Annotated in this window: 21 protein-coding genes and 1 pseudogene; 5 read left to right on the forward strand and 17 right to left on the reverse strand. The window is 51.2% G+C overall.

Going from position 1 to position 23,991, the window contains the following annotated elements; all coding sequences use genetic code 11:
• Window positions 1–325 (forward strand): annotated as a pseudogene (locus EKM70_RS09465) (transposase); the annotation flags it as partial.
• A gap of 128 nt (window positions 326–453) precedes the next feature.
• Here EKM70_RS09465 and EKM70_RS09470 read toward each other — a convergent pair.
• From EKM70_RS09470 to EKM70_RS09490, 5 genes are all read right to left on the reverse strand, one after another.
• Window positions 454–1,137: a glycerophosphodiester phosphodiesterase family protein gene (locus tag EKM70_RS09470; RefSeq protein ID WP_125547341.1), complete on the reverse strand. Its 684-nt coding sequence runs from the start codon at window positions 1,135–1,137 to the stop codon at window positions 454–456.
• Between the two features lie 95 nt (window positions 1,138–1,232).
• The gene (locus EKM70_RS09475; RefSeq protein WP_125547342.1) at window positions 1,233–2,366 is read right to left on the reverse strand and encodes a vitamin B12 independent methionine synthase; all 1,134 of its coding nucleotides are present in this window, start codon (window positions 2,364–2,366) and stop codon (window positions 1,233–1,235) included.
• A 376-nt stretch (window positions 2,367–2,742) separates the two neighbouring features.
• Complete coding sequence (locus tag EKM70_RS09480; protein WP_125547344.1) at window positions 2,743–3,693, reverse strand: zinc-binding dehydrogenase; 951 nt, start codon at window positions 3,691–3,693, stop codon at window positions 2,743–2,745.
• Window positions 3,694–3,708: 15 nt separating this feature from the next.
• The gene (locus EKM70_RS09485; protein WP_125547346.1) at window positions 3,709–5,229 is read right to left on the reverse strand and encodes an ABC transporter permease/substrate-binding protein; all 1,521 of its coding nucleotides are present in this window, start codon (window positions 5,227–5,229) and stop codon (window positions 3,709–3,711) included.
• The gene (locus EKM70_RS09490) at window positions 5,230–6,159 is read right to left on the reverse strand and encodes an ABC transporter ATP-binding protein (RefSeq protein WP_125547348.1); all 930 of its coding nucleotides are present in this window, start codon (window positions 6,157–6,159) and stop codon (window positions 5,230–5,232) included.
• Between the two features lie 248 nt (window positions 6,160–6,407).
• Between EKM70_RS09490 and EKM70_RS09495 the strand changes: the two genes are divergently transcribed.
• Window positions 6,408–6,836, forward strand: a complete 429-nt coding sequence (locus EKM70_RS09495; RefSeq protein WP_225416421.1) for an Lrp/AsnC family transcriptional regulator — start codon at window positions 6,408–6,410, stop codon at window positions 6,834–6,836.
• Here the strand turns inward: EKM70_RS09495 and EKM70_RS09500 are convergent.
• A complete protein-coding gene (locus EKM70_RS09500; protein ID WP_125547352.1) occupies window positions 6,833–7,780 on the reverse strand; it encodes a zinc-binding dehydrogenase in 948 nt (315 codons plus the stop codon). The two genes, EKM70_RS09495 and EKM70_RS09500, sit on opposite strands and share 4 nt — an antisense overlap.
• 100 nt (window positions 7,781–7,880) lie before the next feature.
• On the opposite strand from EKM70_RS09500, the gene EKM70_RS09505 reads away from it, so the two are divergent.
• Both EKM70_RS09505 and EKM70_RS09510 read left to right on the forward strand, forming a co-directional pair.
• The gene (locus EKM70_RS09505) at window positions 7,881–8,690 is read left to right on the forward strand and encodes a MerR family transcriptional regulator (RefSeq protein WP_125547354.1); all 810 of its coding nucleotides are present in this window, start codon (window positions 7,881–7,883) and stop codon (window positions 8,688–8,690) included.
• A 178-nt stretch (window positions 8,691–8,868) separates the two neighbouring features.
• A complete protein-coding gene (locus tag EKM70_RS09510) occupies window positions 8,869–10,104 on the forward strand; it encodes an ArgE/DapE family deacylase (protein WP_125547356.1) in 1,236 nt (411 codons plus the stop codon).
• Window positions 10,105–10,829: 725 nt separating this feature from the next.
• On the opposite strand, the gene EKM70_RS09515 is transcribed toward EKM70_RS09510, so the two are convergent.
• From EKM70_RS09515 to EKM70_RS09565, 11 genes are all read right to left on the reverse strand, one after another.
• Complete coding sequence (locus tag EKM70_RS09515) at window positions 10,830–12,983, reverse strand: WxL domain-containing protein (protein WP_225416422.1); 2,154 nt, start codon at window positions 12,981–12,983, stop codon at window positions 10,830–10,832.
• A gap of 12 nt (window positions 12,984–12,995) precedes the next feature.
• A complete protein-coding gene (locus EKM70_RS09520) occupies window positions 12,996–14,033 on the reverse strand; it encodes a DUF916 and DUF3324 domain-containing protein (protein WP_125547359.1) in 1,038 nt (345 codons plus the stop codon).
• 88 nt (window positions 14,034–14,121) lie between these two features.
• Entirely contained in the window at window positions 14,122–14,763 is a 642-nt protein-coding gene (locus tag EKM70_RS09525) for a WxL domain-containing protein (RefSeq protein WP_125547361.1), read from the reverse strand.
• 237 nt (window positions 14,764–15,000) lie between these two features.
• The gene (locus EKM70_RS09530; RefSeq protein ID WP_125547363.1) at window positions 15,001–15,663 is read right to left on the reverse strand and encodes a hypothetical protein; all 663 of its coding nucleotides are present in this window, start codon (window positions 15,661–15,663) and stop codon (window positions 15,001–15,003) included.
• A 15-nt stretch (window positions 15,664–15,678) separates the two neighbouring features.
• On the reverse strand, window positions 15,679–17,043 hold the full coding sequence (locus EKM70_RS09535) for an amino acid permease (RefSeq protein WP_125547365.1): 1,365 nt from the start codon (window positions 17,041–17,043) through the stop codon (window positions 15,679–15,681).
• Between the two features lie 365 nt (window positions 17,044–17,408).
• A complete protein-coding gene (locus tag EKM70_RS09540) occupies window positions 17,409–17,927 on the reverse strand; it encodes a GNAT family N-acetyltransferase (protein WP_125547367.1) in 519 nt (172 codons plus the stop codon).
• A gap of 556 nt (window positions 17,928–18,483) precedes the next feature.
• The gene (locus EKM70_RS09545) at window positions 18,484–19,479 is read right to left on the reverse strand and encodes a tRNA dihydrouridine synthase (RefSeq protein ID WP_125547369.1); all 996 of its coding nucleotides are present in this window, start codon (window positions 19,477–19,479) and stop codon (window positions 18,484–18,486) included.
• Between the two features lie 195 nt (window positions 19,480–19,674).
• The gene (locus tag EKM70_RS09550; protein ID WP_225416423.1) at window positions 19,675–20,808 is read right to left on the reverse strand and encodes a hypothetical protein; all 1,134 of its coding nucleotides are present in this window, start codon (window positions 20,806–20,808) and stop codon (window positions 19,675–19,677) included.
• Window positions 20,809–21,015: 207 nt separating this feature from the next.
• Window positions 21,016–21,990, reverse strand: coding sequence for a DUF4097 family beta strand repeat-containing protein (locus EKM70_RS09555; RefSeq protein WP_125547371.1), 975 nt, complete (start codon window positions 21,988–21,990; stop codon window positions 21,016–21,018).
• Entirely contained in the window at window positions 21,987–22,622 is a 636-nt protein-coding gene (locus EKM70_RS09560; RefSeq protein WP_125547373.1) for a DUF1700 domain-containing protein, read from the reverse strand. Before EKM70_RS09560 ends, EKM70_RS09555 begins: the two co-directional genes overlap by 4 nt.
• Window positions 22,615–22,932, reverse strand: coding sequence for a PadR family transcriptional regulator (locus tag EKM70_RS09565; RefSeq protein WP_125547374.1), 318 nt, complete (start codon window positions 22,930–22,932; stop codon window positions 22,615–22,617). Before EKM70_RS09565 ends, EKM70_RS09560 begins: the two co-directional genes overlap by 8 nt.
• Window positions 22,933–23,189: 257 nt before the next feature.
• Between EKM70_RS09565 and EKM70_RS09570 the strand changes: the two genes are divergently transcribed.
• On the forward strand, window positions 23,190–23,744 hold the full coding sequence (locus EKM70_RS09570; protein WP_125547376.1) for a cysteine hydrolase family protein: 555 nt from the start codon (window positions 23,190–23,192) through the stop codon (window positions 23,742–23,744).
• The last annotated feature ends 247 nt before the right edge of the window (window positions 23,745–23,991 follow it).

Below are 23,991 nucleotides of genomic sequence, written 5' to 3' on the forward strand. Positions count from 1 at the left end.
CTAAGGAACGCACACAGCTTTCAAAACCAGAAAACAAGGCTATCTATGGGCGTCGAAAGATTGATGTAGAGCCAATTTTTGGCAAGACGAAGGCTTATTTGCATTTCCATCGCTATTCGGTACGCGGCCTAGAAAAGGTCAAAAAAGAAACTGGAATCCTCGTTCTGGCATTGAACATCCTCAAGTTAGTCTCTACTAGAGAAAAATGGATTAAGAATCAAGATCATAGAAATAAGGCACGAAACCAAAATTCGGTTTCGTGCCTTATTCTTGTCCTATAGAGGTCAGTTATGTCACAGCCTCTTTGTGCTCCGAACGTCTATAGTTGAAACGTGCGACAAAAGGCTGTCAACTCCGCTTAACCCCGATAGCCAAACAATCCAAGATCGGGATTATTCGTCTATCGACGTTAATGCTCATTGACCAACCGCCTTTTGTCGCTCTCTTTTCAATCTAATTAGCCACCTCTTGCTTCACCTGCATCATCATTTCGAAGTCATCGGTGAAGATGCCAGCAACGTGTTTGGTCATCAGATCGGCGGCTACCGTGGGATTATCCACGGTCCAGATCCGCTCCGTCACAGGGATCCCTGCCTGATAATGACTCAAGTGGAGGCCATTTAGGTGCTCGCGATCAACCAAAGCCACCGGATCGGTCACCCGGCGGTCAGTCAACCAACAGTAAATCTCATTGGGCGCCAACTTTTGACAAGTCTTCAAGGTCGGCAAGTGAAAGGACGAGAAGATTACCGGCTTCTTGAGGGCGGTCGCGTGCACCATTCCCATCACAATCCGTTCGATGTTAGGGTATTGAATCTTATCGGTCTTTAACTCCAAGTTGAGTTGCACGTCACGGTTCGTAACCAGCGTTAAAAATTCCGCCAGTGATGGGATCGGTTCCTGGTTCGCCAGCCGAAACTGACGGAGTTGGGCAAACGTGTAACTCTCGATCAACCCACTCCCATCCGTGGTCCGGTCAATCTGCTCGTCATGCATGATGACCGGCACTTGATCTTTCGTCAGATGAACATCAAACTCGATACCTTCGATACCGTGTTCAACCGCGTAACGAAAGCCTGCTAAAGAATTTTCTGGAAAACGCGCCGGGTAGCCCCGGTGACCGAATACCGTTGTCATGTTCGAGTCGCTCCTATCTCAGTCTAGCTATCTTGTTTAGGATACCACCTCATGACCCGGACGAACGTAAAGATTGCTTATGCTTTGTGTAAAATTTATGACTCAGGCCACACGCTATCGGCAATCCGCTTCACTAATTTAAGCTTAGCCCATTGCTGATCCTCCGTCAGCTGATTACCTTCCTCGGTCGAGGCAAATCCACACTGCGTCGACAGGGCCAGGTTCGCCAGCGGGACCTGTTCGGCAGCTTCGTGAAGCCGCGCTGTAATGGCCAATGGATCTTCCAGTTCAGGAAACTTCGACGTGATCAGCCCCAATACCAGTCGTTTATCGAGATCGTTATGCCAAATCTTCTTGAGCGGTGCAAAGCTCCCAGCCCGGGCGTTGTCGTATTCCAGAAATAACCCATCATAGTGCAAGCGTCCCAGGTAATCTGCCACGTCATCGTAGCCTCCGGAGAACAGGTAGGTCGACTTGAAGTTGCCCCGACAAATGTGGGTGGTAACCGTCAGGTCTTCCGGTAAATCCGTCAACAAGCGGTTGATGACATAAACGGCATTCTCGGCCAGATCAACGTAGCTCTGATGGGCCACGGCATCGTCTGCCGTCGCGTTCAACCGGCTGATCAGAAAGGCCCACGTGGTGTCATCCAGTTGAACGTAGCGACAACCCAGTTCATAGAACCGCAAGAGCGTTTTATGATAGGCCTGAGCCAGATCATCCAGGTAGGCGTCCCAGGTCGGGTAAAACTGCTGCCAGTTGTCACTCCGGTTATCCCGGAACAACATGGTTGGAGAAGGGATGGTCTGTTTGACCACGACCCCGGCTGGCACCAAGCTTTGGAGGTAACGGAAACTCTTGAAGAAGGGGTGTTCCGGATTGAAAGCGACGCGCCCGACCAGGTCAGCATTGTCGGTTCGCGTCTGACTGCCGTGGAACTTATAACTCTGCTGATAGTCATAGTGCCCCACCCCCGTGAGGCCCCAGAGAAAGTCGAGATGCCACCAGCTCCGATTGAATTCACCATCGGTCACGGCTTTGAGTCCCAGCTCAACTTGGCGCTGGACGACGCGTTTGGTTTCCGCCCGTTGAACCGTGGTTAAGTCTGCGGCACTCAAGATGCCCGCCGCAAACTGGGCGCGAGCCGTCTTAAGGGTTGCCGGTCGTAGGAGACTCCCCACGACGTCGTAGCGATAAGGAAATTGCGTTTTAACTTGGTTAAGTGTCATCTGAATGTCCTCCTTAAGATTGGGTGCCTTTCTAATCATGTTGAGGGTAATAAAAAAGCGTTCATCCCCGAACTAAATCCTTAGTTCAAGGGACGAACGCGTCGTTTTACCACCCTAGTTTACGCAACCCTCACAGATCACGCCTCAACGGTACCAGTTGATACCCGGAAAGTTAACGGTTCCTACCGACCCGGTGGCGTGAACCGCCGGATAGCACTTGGGAGCTCATCTTCATGACTAGGTGTCGACCCGTTTTCACCGACCGGGCTCACTGCGCAACACCGCCGCCACTACTCTTCTCCTGGCTATTTATGATAAATTGATTAGAAATTAGTTGTTAGTTTAATCTTTCCGACTACGGCTGTCAACCCCAACCCTAGGAAACCACAACGACCTTACCGAAGCTGTGCTGGCTCTCCAAATATTCATGGGCTGCTCGCATCTCCCGCAACGGAAAGACTTTGACAGGCCGTACATCCAGATGACGGGTTTCAATCAGTCGGAGCATGGCACGCAGTCGCTGCTCACTGATATCACCTGAACTAAAAGCCGTCAAATAGGTATTGCTGGGTATTTTAGCAACTGGTTCAAACTCATTTAGTCCCCATTGACCACCCAGTTCTCCGGTCGCACTGACGATGCCCCCTGGATTTAAATGTTGTAGCGACTCGGGAACCGTGGCGGCCCCGATAAGTTCTAAGATCTTGTCATACCGAGAACCTGGGGGTAACTGTCCATCCCGATCCAGGACCACCTCATCAAATCCAGCCGCTAAAAGCTGATCTCGTTTGTTGAGATTACGGGTACTGCCAGTGACGGTCACGTCAGCCATAGCATGGGCCAGCTTAGCCGCCGCAACGCCAACCCCACTAGTACCACCGCGAACCATCAAAGTCTCGCCATCATTCAGACGTAGGCCTTCTAATGCCCCGTATGCCGTATAGTAAGTCTCCGGTACAGCGGCTAAGTCCTGCCACGACAAGGTCGTCGTTATCGGAAAAAGCTGTTCGTTTGGGATTAAGGCAAATTCTGCATAACTGCCATCATAGGCCCGACCCATTTCGCCCATGAAGGTCACGACAACCTGACCCACAGGTAACCGTTTAGCATCGGTAGTCGTGACGACTTCCCCCACCGCTTCGATTCCCAAGATCCGTGGAAACTTAACGGATGGTGACTCCCCATCACGCGTAAAAATCTCAGAATGATTAACGCCCCGGGCTCTCACAGCAATCAGCGTCCAGCCAGACTTCACACTGGGTTTGGGAACATCAGTATAAGTTAATACTTCCGGTCCTCCCGGATGACTCACAACAATGGCTTTCATGCACGTCTTCCTCCCTTAATCCAAGTATCCATGACTCTTCAAATACTGACGAGCCACAGTTGCGGCCTTCTCGTGCTTCACGGTAACAAGGTAATTCATTTTCTGCATATCGGTTGTGCTAACCTTCCCGGCTAACTTGTTCAACGTCGTCTTCAATTCAGGATGCTCGGTGGCTAACTTTTCAGTCATCAGCGGGGCTCCCTGATAGGGTGGGAAGAAGTTACGGTCATCCTTCAGGACCACCAAATGGTATTCCTGAACCTCTGGATCGGTGGTATAGCCATCAACCAGATTAACCTTGCCGTGCGCAATGGCCTTGTAGCGAATCGAAGGCTCCATGGTCTTAACGCTGGCAAATTTCAGGCCGTATGCCTGGCTCAAGCCAGGATAACCATCCTTCAACTGATGGAAATCAGGGTCAAAACCGGCGTGAACCTTATCCTCCACGGCGATCAGATCAGAAATGGTCTTAACGTGGTTGGCCTTGGCAAATTTCTTTGTGACGGCCAGGTCATAACCATTCTGATACTGCATCGGTTTCAAATAAGTCATCTGATGTTGGTCCTTCAGCGCTGTCTTAGCCACCTGGTAGGTCTTGGCCGGATCATGACTGGCCGCCTTCTCACCCTTTACCAGCGACTCTAAGACCGTTCCGGTAAACTCGGGGTAGATGTCAATCGATCCCGACTGCAACGCCTTAAAGAGAAACGACGTGGCGCCAAAGTTGGCCTTGGTGGTCACGTGCATCTGGGGCTGATCGTGTTCAATTAAATCCTTATACATATTGATTAAAATTTCGGGTTCACTACCGAGTTTCCCGGCAATCGTAATGGTGGTCGTTGGATTCGCAATCTTGCGGTAACCCGCAACTCCACCGATCAGCACCACCACGGTGGCCAGAACAATCCCGGCCTTCTTAAAGGACAGTCGACCCAGCCAGTCGATGGCCGCCCCGAAAACTAGCGCCAGGATCGCCGACAACACGGCCCCAATAATCAGGAGTGGGTTATTATTGGTTTCAATTCCCAATAGAATGTAGGTTCCCAGACCCCCCGCACCAATCAAGGCAGCCAGTGTGGCAGTCCCTATGATCATGACCGTTGCAATTCGAATGCCCGAGATAATCATCGGCATCGCCAATGGTAATTCAATTCGGAAGAGTTTCATACGCCGCGACAACCCAAACGCTGTGGCGGCCTCCTCAAAGTTGGGGTCGATTGTCGTCAACCCAGAGTAAGTATTTTGAAAGATTGGCATCACGGCATAAATCACCAGGGCAATGATTGACGGCACCGTCCCGATCCCCACGAGCGGAATCAGGATCCCTAACAAGGCCAGACTCGGAATCGTCTGGAGGATACTGGTCACCTGGAGCATGACTCCCGCTGCCCGCTTGTGATTCATCAGTAGGATTGCCAGTGGGATCGCAATCACCGCGGCAATCAGGAGCGAGATCAGGGACAGTCCGATGTGTTGCCCGATCGCATGGACGATATCGCCGCCCTGCGTTTTGAGAATATGCAAAATAGCTGACACCTAATCCGCCTCCTTTGTCGCTAAGAAATCCAAGAGATCGGTGGTCTGCAATTGGCGGTTGCCATCAGGCGTCGCCACAACGACCGAGCCCTGACGCAAGGCCGCTGCCAGTTCACTCACGGAAGCTGTCGCCTCAATCGTGACTTCACGTGTTGTCACCGTCCCATAGCCGGCCGTCAAAAGATCGGCCACAGCATCCGGTCGCGCGGCATTCTCCACTTGAAAGAACCCGCGAACGAAGTCATTGGCGGGGTGACGAATAATGTCTTCCCCGGTTCCCACCTGTTGGATGTGGCCGAGCCGCATCACCGCAATGTGTTGGCCTAAGCGCAAGGCCTCATGCATGTCATGCGTCACAAAAACAAAGGTCATCTTGAGTTCTTGGTGCAACCGCAATACCAGATCTTGGAGTTGTTTACGCGAGATGGGGTCCAAGGCACTAAAGGGTTCGTCCATCAAAACCACCTTGGGTTTAATCGCCAGCGCCCGAATGATTCCTACCCGTTGTTGCTCCCCACCGGAGAGCTCACTGGGCATTCGCGTAGCGTACTGATCGGGATCCAAATCAACCTGCGTTAACAGCTCGCGGGCCCGTTCGATCCGCCGCTTACGGGGCCACCCCAATGACTCTGCTTGAATGGCGATATTCTCTTGAATATTTAAGTTGGGGAACAGCGCGATGTTCTGTAAAACGTATCCCATTTGAAGTCGTAATTGTTTCAAATCATAATCAATCAAGCGCCGATCGTCGAAGTAAATATCGCCATCAGTGGGTTCAATCAACCGATTTAGCATCTTCAACGTCGTGGTCTTCCCACTCCCGCTGGGGCCAACCAACACAAAAAAGTCCCGGCTGGGAATCGTGAGGTTCAACCGATCCAGGGCTTGGTTGTGTGCGTATTGCTTGGTAACATTTCTAAATTCTATCATGTCAACCTCCATACCCTACTTGTGAGTGGCCCAATCGAACGGGTCACACCACTGCCGACGCGGACGCGACAGCTCTCCACTAATCCGCAACGGCGTGTCTATAACTCCCAATTATACTAACCTTTGGCCAAATGCCTAAGAAAGTGGCTCACAAGTTAGAGACGCAATAGTCTCTACTTTACAGGCTTTGAACGCAACTGTTAAGATGAAAAGTAAAGCCTTTTGCCCCTAAATACTTATAAAGTAAGGTGTTTCAGTTGCTTGATCAAACAGACCTAAATATTCTAAAAGAACTCACTAAAAATTGTCGGATCAAGGCCAACCACCTTGCGGAACGAGTTCATCTCACCGCTCCCGCCGTGGCCGCGCGGATCACTCGTCTCGAGGATGCCGGCATCATTAAACGTTACACCATTGAAGTCGACACTGAAAAGTTAGGCTTTGAGCGGCAGATTTTTATTCATGCAGCGGTCAAGAACGCCAATCAGCGTGCCGGTTACAATGCCCTCATCCACCAATACCGTAACGCCATTCGCCATCATTACCGGGTGACGGGAGAAAGGCCCTACCTCATTGAGGGGGCCTTTCACACGCGAGCAGAGCTCAACGACTTTCTTTTGGCGTTGGGACAGGTCGCCACCTACACCGTCACCGATGTTATTGACGAATTAATTTAATCATTGTCAACAATGACTTGGCCCAGTTCACGACTCGCCATCACGTAGTCGTGGGCCTCACGAATATCCGCGAGCTTGAAGACCTTGGCAATCGGGATCTCCAGGTGATTCTGATTGATGAGGTCGAACATCTCGTCCACCAGATCCTGGCGAACCACCGTGGAGTCAAAGAACGTTAGGTACTTATCACCCAAGACAAATGGTGAAAATTCCTTCGCGACCCACTCGCCAGCCAGCAGGCCAATCACACAGGCCGTTCCACCTTGATTCAGGTGGGCAATCGAATCATCCATCGTGACTGATCCCACCATATCAATGATTCCGTCGAATTTCTCTTCGGTGACCAGCTGGTTATCCGTGTCTAGAATCGCGGCATCTGCCCCATTTTGAACCACAGCATCCAGCATCTGCGGCCGCCGCGTTGTGGCCGTTACCGTTAGCCCCATGGCCTTGGCTAACTGCGCCGCGGCCAGGCCAACCGCTGTGGTCCCGCCACGAACAAGTAAAGACTGTCCAGCTTGTAGCCGCAAGGACTTAAGCGCTCCGATTGCTGTATAGAAGTTTTCGGGATACTGGGCCAACTTGACCCAATTGGTTCCCGGATGGTTGACCGTAAAGAGGTTGGAATCATCGACTAAGGCGTATTCCTGGTAACTACCGTCCACTTCACGGCCGAAGCCGCCCATCATCGTCATGACCTTCTGACCGGCCTTAAATGGCCCCTCAGCTGAAGCCTCGTGGATTTCACCCACTGCCTCGACACCGATGACCCGGGGAAACTTAACGGATGGTGAACCACCCGCACGCGTCAACACTTCATAGCGGTGAACGCCAAACGCGTGAATTCGCATCACCGATTGGTGAGCCGTGGCCTTCTGAACTGGCCGTTCCACTAGATTCATGACACTGGCATCTCCTGGATGATCGATAACAACTGCTCGCATAAGCTAAGTCCCCATTTCTATCGTTTTAGTTGCTCATTTACTAACCCTAGTGTAAGGTGTACCGTAACGTTACAGTCAAGTCCGATTTAGGAGATGCTTCATGTTAACCATTCAGAAATTCGCCACCTTAGCCGGAACAACCCGCCGCACCCTGATCTTTTATGACGAGAAGGCACTCTTCAAGCCCAAGCGCGTCGCCGCCAATGGCTACCGATACTACGACTACGATCAGCTCTACGACCTCACCTTCATCCTTGAGTTACGGCATCTCGGCCTGTCGATCGCCGAAATCAAGGCCCTCACCCAAAACACCGATCCAGAATCCTTAAATCACAACTTGCAACAGGTGCTTGCTAAAATAAACGGCCAGCTGGACAATCTCTCCGTACTTAAAAGTACCTTGAACACGCGGTTTAACCAGCCCACCGCGACTGTGGCTCCCGTCAAGAATCAACCAGCAATCACCACGATCACCGCTCCCGTGACGTTCTGTCGGTCGCGCCAGTCGGTGGCCTGTACCGAAGAAGAAATCGCGGAGCTCTACGCTGAGTTTTATGCTAATTTAGGTAAACTCGAACTGGTTAACAAGCGCGACTCCGGCTTCTTGACGCGTCTACCCGGCAGTGACGCCAACCTGTATCCCACAGCTTCGTTCTGTATTCTCAAGAAGGTCGCAGACGGCACCGACACTGGTGTGCTTCCACAGCTCACCAAACCCACTGGTGACTACGTGACCGTCACCTCCACGAATGACGTGAAAAACATCTGCATCGGTCTGCGCCAACTGACTGACTATATCGCCCAGAACCAACTCCGGATCGGTGATCAACTCTGGCAGATGAATCTCGACGAAACCTTTACCAGTAAGGGAGCATCCCAACTGGTCAGCCTGCAGTATCAGCTGCAGTAAGCGAAAGCTTTCGGGTAACGACTCTGGCAATCGCCAATGAGTCGTTTTTTCTTACCCAGATTGCCCACTAACACCCTGGATTCTTGATTCCGTTTGCAAAAAGTGCTGTAATCAAGTTAGTGAACACCCGTCACTTCGAAGACGCGGGTGGCTAGACTTAATAATGAGGTGGAAGAACATGGATGAAGTTGTTCAAGCACTGAGCGATATTGTCAAAATGAATACCGTTAACGGTGATGAAAAAAAGGTTGCGGACTATATCGCAGCCCTGTTAGCCAAACATGGTATCGACAGTAAATTAATCGAATATGCCCCCGGCCGGGTTAGCCTGGTCGCTGAAATTGGGGACGGCCACGGTCCCGTTGTCGGGTTCGATGGGCATGCCGACGTCGTTGCCTTAGGTGACGCAGCCAAATGGAAGGTTGACGCCCTCTCCGCCACGATTCAGAATAATCTGATGCTTGGTCGGGGAACCTCTGACATGAAGTCCGGCTTAATCGCTGGTGTCTGGGCCATGATCCATTTACACGATCAACATGTGCCCCTTCACGGAACCTTGCGTTTCATGGCCACGGTTGGCGAAGAATACGGCCAATACGGCGCCAAGCAACTTGGCGAAGCGGGTTACGCTAAAGACCTAGACACCTTAATCGTGGGCGAACCTAGCGGGGCGGCCAAGCAACTCTTGATGCAAAAGCAAATCCAATACATGCTGCAGATCGACCAAGCCAGTGCGCAACAGTTGTCCGACGCCAACCAGACCAATGAACAACACTTTATCGAATTGGCCCACAAGGGATCTCTGACCTACACCGTCCATTCCAAAGGGGTGGCCGCTCACAGTTCCATGCCAGAAATCGGGAAGAACGCGATTACGCCGCTGATGGCCTTCTATCAGAAGGAAGAGGCCTACTTTGCCTCTATCAAGGATTACCGTAACCCGGTTCTCGGACCCGTGACGCCCGTGGTCACGATGGTTAAAGGTGGAGAACAAATCAACACCGTTCCCGCTAGTGCCGACCTCTCCGTTAAGATCCGGACAATCCCCGAACTACCAAATGCCGACATCACGGTTGCCATCAAGCAAATCATTGCGGACCTTAACGAGCAAGGGGCCAATCTATCTCTCGACATTCTGAGTGATTTACGGCCAATGCACACCATGGCAGACACCGAGCTGGTTCAAGCAGCCAAAGAAATTGGGGAAGACATCCTCGAACAGAAGCTACCATTGATTGGGGTTCCCGGTGGCACCGATGCCTCATCCTTCCTGGCCTTCAATCCAGACATTGACGTCATTGTCTTTGGTCCTGGTAACATCACGGCCCACCAAGTGAACGAATACGTCGATCTCGACATGTATCACCGGTTTATCACGATCTATGAGAAACTGATTACTCGGTTGTTGAAATAAATTTCGTTTAGGGATAGGAGGCCGCCTGCGGCTGCCAGGGATTACGCCTGCTGTGGGGACGCTTCAGCCCCTTGGGCTTCTCGCTCGACTTAAAAGTCGCCCGTGCAGTAAGGCCGAGAATAACACTCGGTCTAACTGCACCGCCACGGCCGGCTCCATCCCTGGCCTCCTCCAGCTACGATCGGTTCTTCGAATTGACCATAGTCGCTAGTTGTTTTCAGATGATCCATTTCAATAATTTCAGATTGACTGTTAATTCTAAAAAGCTCAAATTTTCTAATAGGGTCCCACTCAAATTGAGTGGTGGCCCTATTTTTTCGCAAAAAAAGTGGCGCCAAGACTCTCGTCTCAGCGTCACTTCAGCTATCGGATCCCGGCAACTTCACGGCATATTGCAAAGAAGCCGTCTGTTGGTAGGATGTTTAGCTACGACTATGACTAGCCGCATTCCTTTCTGGGTGCTTCAGGGATCGCTTGGGTAGAGACGCCTTCCACATTACCCCAGATCAGCACCACCTTGACTGGAACAAGGTAGCACTGATCTGGGGTAATGCTTTATGGGATCGGCTCTCGCCATTTGATCCTGATACTGGCAGCTTCGGAAACGTGTTCGCTCGGGCTGACCCCTCCGCTTAGCCCCGATCCGCACCTGTTCGGCTTCGCCAAACCGGCACGGATCGACGCTAATGCTCAGGGTCAACCGCCCTCGCTCACACTCTCACACTCTATCCCGGCGTGTCTGCCAGCGTCCAGGTGATCCTCCCGCCGTAGCTACCAACGGCCGACTCGGCGTCAACTTGTAACAACACACCAGTCTTACTAGTCCAATCTTTGTGGACGTCGTATTTGCCTTCCTTGTCCGCATCACTCGTTGTATGCCGCATGACTGGGATAGGCCGCTCACGAATATCCGTGGCACGACCGTCGGGATGAACATAGACTGGGCCACCCATTAGCGGGACGCCAGTCCGCGATCGGAAACGTTCCGCCTGCACCATTAACGTCCACTGTGACTCGTTACCACGAGTATCCTGAACCACAACCTGCCAATCTCCACTCCGTTGGACCAACTGGTCGCGACCCGTGAGCCGACTGGGCTGGAACTGTTCCCTTGGAGAAATGAAATCAAACTTCAAGACCCCCTGAACCTTGATCTTTACGGTCACCGTGTTGGAGGATTCTCCCTTCGCAGTGATCGCCGTCACCTTCAGCACATTGTCTCCCGCTCGCAACTTGTCCGCTTTGACTGGAAAGTTAAAGCGGCCATCCTTGTCTGGCATCAGTGTCGTTAACAACTGCCGATTCAACATGGCCCGGACCTTAATAATGGGTTGTGTTGTCGCACTCGTGCTCACGGAAATCTTGCCAAAAACCTGCGTGTCCGTGTGCGGTTCGACTGTGACTGCATGGGAACTCGTCACATCGAGGTCCAAGTCGACGTTCGGATTGATACTGAACTCTGGTGTTTGCGCCGACCCAACAAAGGCATTCGACGTCACCATACTAGTTCGACTCGCCACCCTAGTGGTCCGATTAACCGCTGCGACCTTCCCGCGTAACTGTACAGTTGCGGCGGGGGTATTCTCATCTAGCTCCCAATCAAAGATCGCCTTTAACTGGCCATTCTTGATCGCCGCGGGATCAATCATCTGAGTCCATTCCTTTTCCTTACCGAAATACCGAATCTCGATCTTATCAAAGTCAATCTTCTCTGGTAGATCCAGCAGAGCCGTAATACTAGACCAAGTCTGACGGCCATTCCGATAAGTCAGCTGGTAATCCAATTGAACGCGGTCACCAGAAACGACTTCCCCACCTTCAGGAACGACCCGGCTACGGGTCAGATCCGTCAACTTAGCCTTAGCTTGAGCGTCCACCAATCCCGGCGCATTTTCAAATACAACCAGGTTGTTTTCCCAACGTTTCCCCGTGGTGCCAGTGATCCCCCACCGGGCAAAACCGGTCTGTTTCGGGTCAATCTTACGAACATCAACCCGGACTGAACGCCGCATCCCCGGGAGTAGTTCACCCGTCTGGGGATTCTCGTCGTCAAAAACATAGGTCATCGTCTGGTCGGCCGCATTCCAACGGAGTGTCACGTGATGCCACTGACCATTCGAGAGGAAACCTGGCTTGGCTTCATTAGCGATCAGACCCTTATGTCCGATGGCATAGTAATAATTCTTCTGAGTGAAAATCCAGCCCCAGCCACCCGTGTCAATATATTGGTAGTAGGCATCTGGATCACCCGGATAGTTCGAAGCCAGATGTTCTTTGGGGAAACTGGCATCAAAGGAATTGGCTTTCCCGGCTGCATGTTGACCCGTCTGACCGTTATAGTTGGTGTCAAATTCCAACGCCCAACTATTCTGAATTGCCGTCTGGGCCAGGTCCTGCGGATTCTTCCGCCGAGCTTCCGTATCGACTCCCCAGACCCCCAGCGTTTCACCTGCGATGGCACCACGCCCAAAGTTGGGGGCAGCCCCACCGTCTTTGGGATCATTTTGCAAGACGAAGGCCATGCCTTCACCCGCATTGGTCCCCTTGTTCCCCAGGTAGGTCCAGAATGAAACGGTTTCGTCTTTTGTTAAATCAAAGTAATTACCATTAGTCGACCAAATGGCCCCGAATTGTCCGGGGCCATTGGTGATAACTGCCGCCTGCGTATTTGGCGCGGCCGGATTCGTTGTCTCAACTACAGTAGCAGAGCTCTTGCTAGCGGAGCCCACCTTTAGAATGGGCTGCGTCTTATTCAGGAGAATTCCCTGGGGCGCTGTCTTCAACGCCTGGTTATAGTCACTGTCGGCATGGGCATTAAGCCTAGTTCCGAGACTGACCGCTAGTAGAATCAAGCCGGCGCTCAACCACTGTTTGAGCAAACTCATCTCTCCTTATTTTGCGTGACGTGGGTGCCGGTTACGATACATGAGGTAGCCAATGATGGCTAAGAGACTGGCAATGAGCAATGCCAGAGCGAGGTACAGCCAGTAATTGGGCTGAGGTGCTGGGGTAATCGCATGACGATTGAGTCGCTTGATAACCGGGGCGCTGATGGTAAAGTTACGCACGAATTGCCACTGCTGACCTTTGGCGTTCGCCGTCAGGTACAGCGTGTACTGTCCCGGTTTCAAATTCTGACTCCCCCAGGGAATCCCAAAGTTAAAGTTACTGTTGGGTGCCATGCCCATTTTGGCTTGCTTCTGTTGAATCAAGGTTTGTGTCTGTCCCGCTTGGGTGACGCGCGCGTTGACCGTTAATCCTTGTAAGATTCCTGGTTGATCATTTTGTAAATTTGCCGTCACAAAATTACGGGCATTGATTTGCGAAGCGCCAACCTGCTTTAACTTCAAATCAGGCTTAACGATTGCGCCCTCTTGTAGGCTCAAACCGATGGCATAAGCGTAAGCATTGTTGATCATGATCTTTCCCGACGCCTTAGGCTGAACCGGATTCAGCTGCTGGACGTACACGCCGCCAAGAATGATGCCCCGTAGCTTTTGCGCTGGCATCGTGTAGCTCAAGCTGACCCGCTTCTGGCTATTGGCCGGAACCGTGACCTTCTGGGTCAGATCGTGAGCAAAGATGTCCTTGATCCCAACCTTTAGGGACGAATCCAATTTAGGGGACAACTGGCTATAGTCAATGACCCCATTTTGATTGGTAACCGCCTGATTAGCACTAACCCGAAAGCGTTGTGTCCGGTTGCTCGTATTAGCGATCTCGATGACCAGCCGTTGTGTTTCTCGCGGCTTTACTCGTAAATCGAAATACGAAATCTGGCGGTCTTCCTGATTTGACGGCAGAACCGCGCGAACCGTGTAACCAACATTATTCGTCGGGGTCTGGTCCGCTAACACCGGGGCAACCTGTGCCACCCCAAGTAGCAACGCCAGACTCATCATGACCACGATCTTCAATCCTCGTCTCATTGCCGACTCCCCCAATCCATCAGCCAACAGCGCGGTAGCGACGCCAATTGAGACCCCGCTACCGCGTAGACACAACAACTAACCGTTCCTATTCTGGCGTGTCACTCAGCTGCCAAGTCATCGTGGAGGTGTAAGTCCCGCCCATTTGCCCAGCTGGTACTGCCAAGGTCACACCGGAAGGACTGTAGCTAGCATCCCAGATCCCTAAGCCGCCTTTAAGCGGGGCGCTCAGGAGAATCTCGTTGGCATTGGTTCCGTCCAAGCTTAATGACATACCGTCAGGCTTAGCAGAAGGGTTGCCCGTGTTCGCTGCCGCAATGGTTGGTGAAGCTAACGCCAAGACCGCGCCACTCAAGGTGTCGCCAGTGGCATCGGTAAATGGCGTGTTCTTAACTTGAACATTCCAGCCACTGCCGAGCCCAGGGTTGCTAACACCAATTGGGTTATCAACCGTCACAGCCGTGTAATTCCCATTGGTTGGGCCGTTAGGGGTAATATTCTTGCCAAAACTGATGTTAGGTGCCGAACTCAACGTAATCGTTGCGTTAGGGTTGGTGTCAAATTCAGCCGTCGTGCTGGTGCTCTCACTAGTTGGGCCCACACTAGAGCTGGAACTACTGTCACTACTACTGGTATCGGTCGTATCCGCTAAGACGGGTGCAACCCCAAAGCCTAAAGCTAATAATGCTGCACCTCCCAATAGTGCAGTCTTCATTAATCTGCGAGTCACGATACTCACTCCCTAGATTGTTCAATTTTAAAACTCACGATTACCAGTTTTGGTGTTAAACGATGGGCCGGTAAACGGCAACCATCCCTGTGTAACGGCAAAGTGACTCCTGCCGGTCATCTGGTGCGCCGGCTTTTGTGGTGACTCTATCAACTGCCTTCGCTTGATTCACTAGAAGATAATAACGGGTTCCAAACAAAAAGACCAGCTATTTGCTGGTCTTTCGTATCTAGTCAATTAGTTGTGGAAGTCGGACACGGTTAGCGCTTGGAGATCATTTAACCACTGACTGGTTTCCTGATCGGCCGATGCGGTCACCTGAAAACCCAACGGCGTAAAGAGCGCCGCCACAGCGGTCCACTGCAGGTGATCGTCCGCAACCAGACTGGTCACCAGCTGATCACGCTGGCTAGTCGTGACCGGTATCGCACTGACGGTTAATAAGTTCACCGCCAGTTGTTGCGCTAAGATCCGGGTGAAGTCCGCCGGTTCAAGTCGTTCGGTCAGCTGGCGTCGCGTCGTCAGTGGAACCACGGGAACTTCACGCCACAGGAATTTCTCCCAATGGTTAAGTTGTCCGCCGAGAACGGCGTAGAACTGCCAGGGAACCTGATTACCAATCCGTTTCAACGTAGTCGTTGTCACCGTGGCCACATCCCATTGGATCTGTTCGGGACCCGCGGCCAAGGCCGTTACCAGCCATTCGCTGAAGAACCGCTGCACCGTCGCATCCACCAACGTTGGAAGCTTGACGCCCTGGACCAAATGGTACCGTCCTAATAGAAAGTCCGCGACCTGATCCCAAGCCAAGACATTGCCGGCCTGTTGTTGCTTGCGCCGGCGGAACTGTTTGAGTTGTTTGGTACGACTCGACTTGCCAAATTTACCCGGACGACTCATGACGGACTTCCTTTCTTAACGGTTTGCCGCTTCTCGCGGTTGATATTTTCTAAAGTAAATAAACGTCATCACAGCTAGGAAGACAACCCCAACCAGAATAGACACTCGGGTCTCCGGATTCAGGAACATGAAGACCAGCGTGACCGTCAGGAAAGCCAACGTGATGTAGTTGGACCAAGGGGCAAAGGGCATCTTGAAGGGATGTTCGGCCATGTGCTGCTGATTCTGTTTGCGAAATTCAATTTCACTAATCAGGATCACGAACCACGGCACCATGCCGGGTAGCACACTCGAACTGTAAACCATGACGAAGATCTGGCTGGCATCCTTGAAGTACATCGGTAGAACCACGTTTAACACGATTCCAATCCCGATTCCCACGGAGATGGCCACGACGGAGTAGAACGGTACCCCGTGACGATTCAAGAGCGTTGCCTTACGTGGCAATTGCCCCTTCTCGGCCAACGTGAAGGCCATCCGACTAGCGCTGTAGATTCCGGAGTTAGACCCGGAGAGAGCCGCCGTAATCACGACGAAGTTAATGATCGACGCTGCGGCGGTAATCCCAATTTTGGCAAAGGTTTCAACGAATGGCGAACCCAATTGATTCAGCTCATCCCATGGGTAGATGCTGACAATCACGAAGATGGCCCCCACGTAGAAGATCAGAATTCGCGCCACAGTTGACCGAATCGCGTTGACCAGCGTGTGTTGCGGGTTCTCGGCTTCACCGGCCGTTACCCCGATTAACTCAATACCTTGATACGACGCCAGCACGATGGCTAACGCGTAAATGAATCCTTTGGCACCCCCGGTAAAGAATCCGCCGTGAGTCCAAAGGTTACTGATGCCGACCGCATGGCCACCATTGCCAAAACCAAAGAGAATCACGCCGAGACCGGCAATAATCATCAAGATAATTGTGACAACCTTGATCAGAGCAAACCAAAATTCTAATTCTCCGAACATTCTCACGGAGATCAGGTTGGCGATACACAGGAAGGTAATCGCGACCAGACCAGGAATCCAATCTGGTAAGTTCGGCCACCAGAAGCGGAAGTACCCACCCAGCGCAATCATTTCACTCATACCCACGACAATAAATTGAAAGATGTTACTCCACGCGGTCAGAAAGCCAAAGACCGGGTGCATGTATTCCGAAGCGAAGGTCGCAAAGGAACCCGTTGTGGGATGGACGTATAACATTTCTCCCAGGGCCCGCATGATTAAATACAGGAAGACACCTGAGATGACGTAGGCGATTAAGACTGACGGCCCCGTCCACTTGATGGTGGAACCAGACCCCATGAATAATCCCACGCCGATCGTTCCGCCTAACGCAATCATCTGCATTTGGCGAGCACTCAGTTTCCGTTGCAATCTAATTCCTTCTTTCTACTCATTCTTTTCTTTCGTTCTATAAACATTAGCTTCTTCAAACGCTAAAAATTCCGCCTACGGCTAAGCTTAGGCGATCAATACCTGTTTAACTTATCTTGCTTCAACAGATATTGCGTTCAGACTATTGCGTTTTTTTATCAAAGTTAGCCAATTTTCACTAATAACTTCGCAGGACCAAATAAAAACCCATGAAGGTATGCTACCTGGTTCTGATGAAATTGGCAATAGGCTAAAAGAGATCTATTCATCATTATGCCGCACCACCGGCGTTTATTCAAACGCAATGCATAAAAAAAGCCCCCCATAATCGGTCAAGACCGGTGTTAGGGGGACCTCCTGAAAAATTAAACTAGCTTCTCGTAAACGTAGCATTCGTCGGTTGGGTGGTAAACGCCCACGATCCGGCCAACGCGTTGGAAACCAAATTTTTCAATCAAATGTTGCATCTTTGCATTATCCTTGTGCGTATCAATCCGGATGCTGTCAGCGTCTGGATGATTTTCAGCAATATAGTCGAAGAGGTCACGGAACAGTTGTGAGGCATAGCCCTTCCCCTGGTGATGGGAGAAAATAGCAACCCGGTGAACCGTCACATACTTAGTCGTATCGGACAGCCACTTGCCTTCCAACGTATCGTAGGAATTGTCTGGTGCCTCAATCACTGCGGCAACACCCAACGTTTCGTGGTCGTCACTGTTGTAGATGACGGCCCGACCGTTGTCAATGTCACTGGCAATCACGTCGCGGTTAGGATATTCATTCTGCCATTGGTCGATACCGGCATCTGCTAATTGCTTCTTGCCATCCTCAATGATGTCGCAGATTAAGTCCAGTTCTTCGGGTTTTGCTTTACGTAAATACATGGATAATCACCTCAATAAATTTCTAGTTAGAATTAGTCCAGCGCGTTACTTTCGCTGGGTGCGATAAACCGATTGTGAGTCGGTTCAGCACAAACTTGTCGGCGTCCACCACGTGAGACGTTGCTAGTCACAACATCTCACGAGCGCGGTGCACCAACTCAAATCACGGGTTAAACGCAATAGCCTTACCGTTAAGTACCGGTGAAAGTTATTATCAGACTGCAGAACATTATAGCCTTTTTCACCGAAATTCCCTAGCAAAAAGACGCAACTCTCAGCGATTTATAATTGAACTCGCTTACATGAATTCACTATTTATCTAACGCTTATTGTTGCATAATAATGGCCACTTTCGCTCATTGATTTACGACAACTTAAAAGAGGATCTGTGGTCGTTTCTGACCATAGATCCTCTTTTAAGTTGCTTATATTGTCGAAACGTGTGAAAAAAGGCAGCCGGCTCCGCTTAACCCTGATAACCAAATAATCCAAACCCAGGATTATCCGGTTATCAGACTTAATGCTCGCCGGCTAAGCGCCCTTTTTCACACTCTTACTACTTGGTAAATTCCGATTCCGCCAACAACTTCCGCACTTCATCCGTCGTGTGGGCCTCCATCATGGCGTTTCGTAGACTAGCGGCATTGCGCTGGTTACGAACGTAGATCTTGAAGAACCGCTTAAGTGAAGGGAAACGTGACGTGTCGAAACGTTTCTCAAAGTCATCATATAGGTCGAGCTGATAGTTCAACAGACCCAATAATTCCTTGATATCATGTTCCTTGGGTTCCTTCTCAAAGGCAAAGGGACTCGCGAAAATGCCGCGGCCAATCATGATCCCATCGACACCAGGGTGTTCCTGGGCAAGCTGAACCCCCTGTTGGTAATTTTCAATATCCCCATTGAGCTGAATCAAGGTATCTGGTGCCACCTTATCACGGAGTTTTAAGATATCATCGATCAGTTCAAAGTGTGCCGGCACCCGACTCATTTCCTTCTTCGTCCGCAGGTGAATCGTAAGCAACGGAATATCCTGTTGGAGCAGGAAGGTCAACCAGTCATGCCATTCGTCCAGGCGGCTATACCCCAGCCGAGTCTTGACACTGACCGGTAAGCCCGCCGTCTTGGCGGCGGTAATCACGGCCGCTGCCGTATCAAAATTACGAATCAGATCACTCCCACCATGATTCTTGATAACCGTTGAATCCGGACAACCCATGTTGAGATCAATGGCCTCATAACCCATCTTCTTAACGGCTTCAGCGGCTCGCGAGAAGGCCTCTGGTTCGTGCCCCCACAATTGGGCCACCGGCATGTGCGCCTCTTCTGGCGCCACGTAGAGCCGTCCCTGAACCGTAAACTTGGCCTTAGGATGCGTCACACTGATCGCATTGGTAAATTCCGTGAAGAAGACATCGGGTGCGGCGGCACGCGCCACGACCCGGCGGAAAATAGCGTTGGTAACGGCTTCCATGGGCGCCAAGCTAAAGAAGGGCCGGTTCTCGGCCTTTGCATGGTCCGCAATGTTCTGCCAGTAAGCTGATTCAGACACGATAAAAATCTCCTCTATTAACTAAATTTATTAAATCCCGGGTAACGCAATCCTTACATTTTACCACGTTTTACATTTGAAACCAGCGAAAAAGATTGTGTCCAAGTGGATTCAGTCCGTGGATATCCTCAAAATAGATCAAAAAGATCGGGTCATCCGTGGAGATTCCCCAGATGACCCGATCCGTTTGCTGAATTAAAACGATAATTTCAAAAGTTCTGCCCCACGGTTCATGGCCAAGTACCCTTGGCCATTCTTGGCAAATGACAGTCCCTCAAATTCTCGATGGCTGGCGAAGACAGACGCCTGAACATCCTTGGGTTTGACCCGGCGCTTCAGAAGTTTCTTGACCGGCACCGAGGACAGCGAATCATCACTGACCAGGTAGAGGCGATCGTTATGCGAATTGTACGCGATCGCCTGATGGGTTTGCCCCGGACGGTTAGCCAGGCTCTGCATTAACAGGTTAAAGTGCACGCCCTTAGTCGACATCGTTCCTTGATAAATCCGAACGGCATGCTTACCACTGTAGCTGCTAAAGTACGCTCGGCCATGGCTGTCAAAGGTCAGATTGCTATTAACCGCGATCCGAACACCATGCTTATTGACCAGCCGATAGGCCACCTTATTCGTCGGCTTCAACGTCTTCAGTGAAACCTTGACGGCATCCCCATACCGGCCCGCCTTGCCCGTCGTTTTGGTGAACCAGAGTTGCTTGTTCTTCGGATTGTAAGCCAGTGATTGGCAGTGACCGATGGTAAAGGTGGGTCCCTCGTGAACGCCGGCGAGAAGCTTACGCTGTTGACTGGTTGCGCGCCCTTTGGAATAGGCATTCGATGCCCGCCGCAACAGATCCATATTCGACGTTTTGCTCCCGAGGGCGCGGTGGATCTTGTTCAGATCATACTTGACGATCCAACCGCGAGTGCCCCCACTCGACTTCAGATAGGCGATGTAGGCTGTCTTACCATCCGGTGTAACAACCACGCTTTGGGGATCAGCCCAGTCGCCAGAATGGTGCACGGTGACTGGCAAGTATAGACTGGTCTTCAGCGTCGCGCGCTTGCCCCGAACACTGTGATAAATGTCGGGCTTGGTTTGAAATGTGCCCTCCCGTCGATAGGTCGCCGAAGTGGCGTAGACCCTAGGTCGAGAAACAAAATAATTTTTATTCTTAATAACTTTAAGCTTCTTCGCCTGGTAGTTCCCCAAGGCATACTTGGTGTGTACCGCGCCTTGAACCGAACGTGGCGTCATCCCCATGACCGCAAATGCCCCGGTAACCAAAACCATTGCTAAAGCTTTCCACATGACGCGACTAGCTTTCATTCTGACTCTCCCCTAATCAATTGAATTCTACAGCGGCCGCTAACGGTTAGCCGAGTGGCCCTTCAGAGATCCATTATACCGCTAATGATGAACCCCACAATGTAAATTTAAACGGTTGCTGGGCTTACCGAACGAACGCCAAAAAAGCACCAGTCAACGGTTCCCGATCAAGTCGAGAACGCGTTGCCCAGTGCCTATCAGTCATAGCTAATTGGCAGAGCCTTGTTTGCCCACAGTAATGTCACCATCATCCGCATGTAACACGTATTGGACCGCGGCCTTAGGTGCGAGGCGGAACCCGCTACGTCGCGATCTGCCCCATACGGTGATATCCCCCATATCATCATCGGCGTTGGTAACCTTCAATCCCGCAGAAGTTGGAGTCGTGGCTCGAATGTCACCATCTCCGGTCTCAATCTTCAACTGGCGCTTCAAGTGGTTACTCTGTAAATGAACATCCCCATCTTCCGTCGAAATGCGACCGCCACCAAGGGTCGTTTCGCTCAAACGAATGTCCCCGCTGCCGGAATCAAGCCGATTGTCGTTACCCGTCAGATGACTACTAGAGATTCCCGCATCCCCATCGATCGTGACGACCGACAACCGCTTAGCGCGTAATTGTGAGGCCCAGACATCACCGTTACTCGTGTCAACGCTGATGTCATTTTTGACACGCAGATCCATCATGCTGACATCGACAGTATTGGCCACCTTAATATTATCGGCAGTCAATCCGCGGAGTGAAATCGAGCCACTCCTCTGTTTGACCGTAATGTCTTTCAGTTGCTTTCCCCGCGGGACGGTCACTAAGACGCCCCCTTTATCAAAGGCGTGGTCTTTCCCAAAGGATCCGATGCTGGCGACGTCCGCTGATCCACCATCCGTGATGGTCAACGTTCCCTTAGCCACTTTAACTTTTGGTGCGGACTGCGCATGACTCACATAGCCCACCGTGACGCGACTGGTGTTTCCCGACTTAACCGTGACCGATGCCGGACTGTCGATCATGATTCGCTGATAGTCGCCTGGATTGATTGCTTTCTTAGCCCGTTCCAGCGTCTGCAGTCCGCGACTTGAGCGGTTCCAGACGACCGACTTATCCCCATGATTTTTCCAACCGATGCCGAACAAAATGGCCCCCAGGACCATTAAGATCAGACTGATTTTTAAACTCTTTTTCATAGCTTACGCCCCCGTTCTGCGCGGCTCCGCGGAATAAATCGTTGATAAATCTTCTTGGCAAACCACGATAGTCCCCCAATAACCCAACTGCTAACCCATTTAAGGACTAACCAGCCTAACAGACTGGCTCCCAAGAAGAATAGCCCAACGCCGAGGTAAAAGATCCCCGTCCATGGCGCTTGAAACAACGTGATAAGCCCAACGACGAGGCCCACGACACCTACAACTACGATACTGAGAAAGACCGTTAAGACTGCCACGATCAGGCCAAATAGCACCGCCGCTAAGGCAATAAACAGGGCCACGATCAGCAACAAAATGGGAATCGTCACCGGTGCCGACAACATGGCCAAGATAATTAGCCATACGGTCCGCACATTACTCTTGGTAGCCTGAACCATGGACCGCGATTGCGGCGCATCAGCCTTACCCCTTTCGTTCATCCGAATTGAATAGTCGGCCAATACCTTGCGTGCCAAGGATCGTGGGGATCCCAATTCATCCACAGCCTCTTGATACGTGTCAATGCCAGCATCCAATAGGTATTCTCTGTAGTATTCCACCACATCTTGTTGTTCTGCCGTTGTCAGCTGTCCCAATAACTTTTCGACTGCCCGTATGTAATCAGTCATCTGTCTTCCCCTCCAATAACTGTGAAATGGCTTGATTGAAACCTTGCCAATCCGCCTGAATCTCTGCCAAACGATCACGTCCACTCGCCGTTAGTCGATAGTAACGTCGGTTGCGGCCCTGGTAGGGCTCGTCGTAGGTTTCGAGCCAGCCATTTTTCTTCAGCCGGCGCAACACGGGGTACAACGTGGATTCTGAAATCGGCAAGAGCTGGCGAACTTCCTGCGTTAGCGTGTACCCGTAATGATCCTGCTGGGTTAACAAGCCCAACACACTGCCGTCGAGTAGCTCGGTCGGTACTTGAATGGCCATTAGCTTTCCTCCTTACAATATTATATGCGATATAATATCAATTCATCTACAGTATATGAATTCCCACTCCCATTGTCAATGAATATTTGGGACTAAATTATAATTCCCCACTGTCTAACAATCATTACATCTAGAGGGTGCTGATCTTTTCGGTATTAATAATAGTCAGTTTTCTATTAAAGAAGTTATGAGACAAGTCGTTGACTTCCATTTCCCGACCTTGCATACTAAAACGAAATGCCAAAGGAGACGATGTTATGGCCGGAACGCAAGCCTTACTAATCATCGATTACACGAACGATTTTGTTGCCGATAAAGGTGCTCTAACCTGTGGTAAACCGGGCCAGATCTTGGATCAGCCGATAGTAGAATTGGCAGAAAGCCACTTCAAAGCCGGCGACTGGGTGCTCTTTCCCACCGACGTCCATACCCCAAATGACCCCTACCATCCAGAAACCAAGCTCTTTCCACCTCACAATGTACGCGGCACCTGGGGCCGTGAGCTCTTCGGTCAAACCAAAGACTGGTTCGACGCCCACCAAGACGCGGCAACCGTCTGGCAATTCGACAAGACCCGCTACAGTGCCTTTGCGGGAACCGATCTCGACCTACGCCTTCGCGAACGCCACGTGGATACCCTTCATCTAGCAGGTGTCTGTACCGACATCTGTGTCCTCCATACGGCCATCGCGGCCTACAACCTGGGCTACCACCTAGTCATTCACGAGAATACTGTCGCAAGTTTCAACCCCACCGGCCACGCCTGGGCCTTGGAACACTTTAAGACGGCGCTGGGGGCAGAAATTAGATGAAAAGAGTGTGAAAAAAGGCGGTTAGCCGACGAGCATTAACGTCAATCACCGAATGCCCCTGGGCTTGGATCGTTTCGTGATTGGGGTTAAGTGGATCCGGCTGTTTTTTTCACACGTTTCGACACCATAAAGACAACATGACGAATTGTCAAATCAAGTGCAACGTTTTCCCATAGAACACTTCAGATGGAGTTTTCCAGCCTAAGACCTTGCGTGGACGATTATTCAACTCTTTAACAAAGTTGCT

Origin of the sequence: Levilactobacillus lindianensis (genome assembly GCF_003946095.1) — a bacterium.
Lineage (GTDB): Bacteria > Bacillota > Bacilli > Lactobacillales > Lactobacillaceae > Levilactobacillus > Levilactobacillus lindianensis.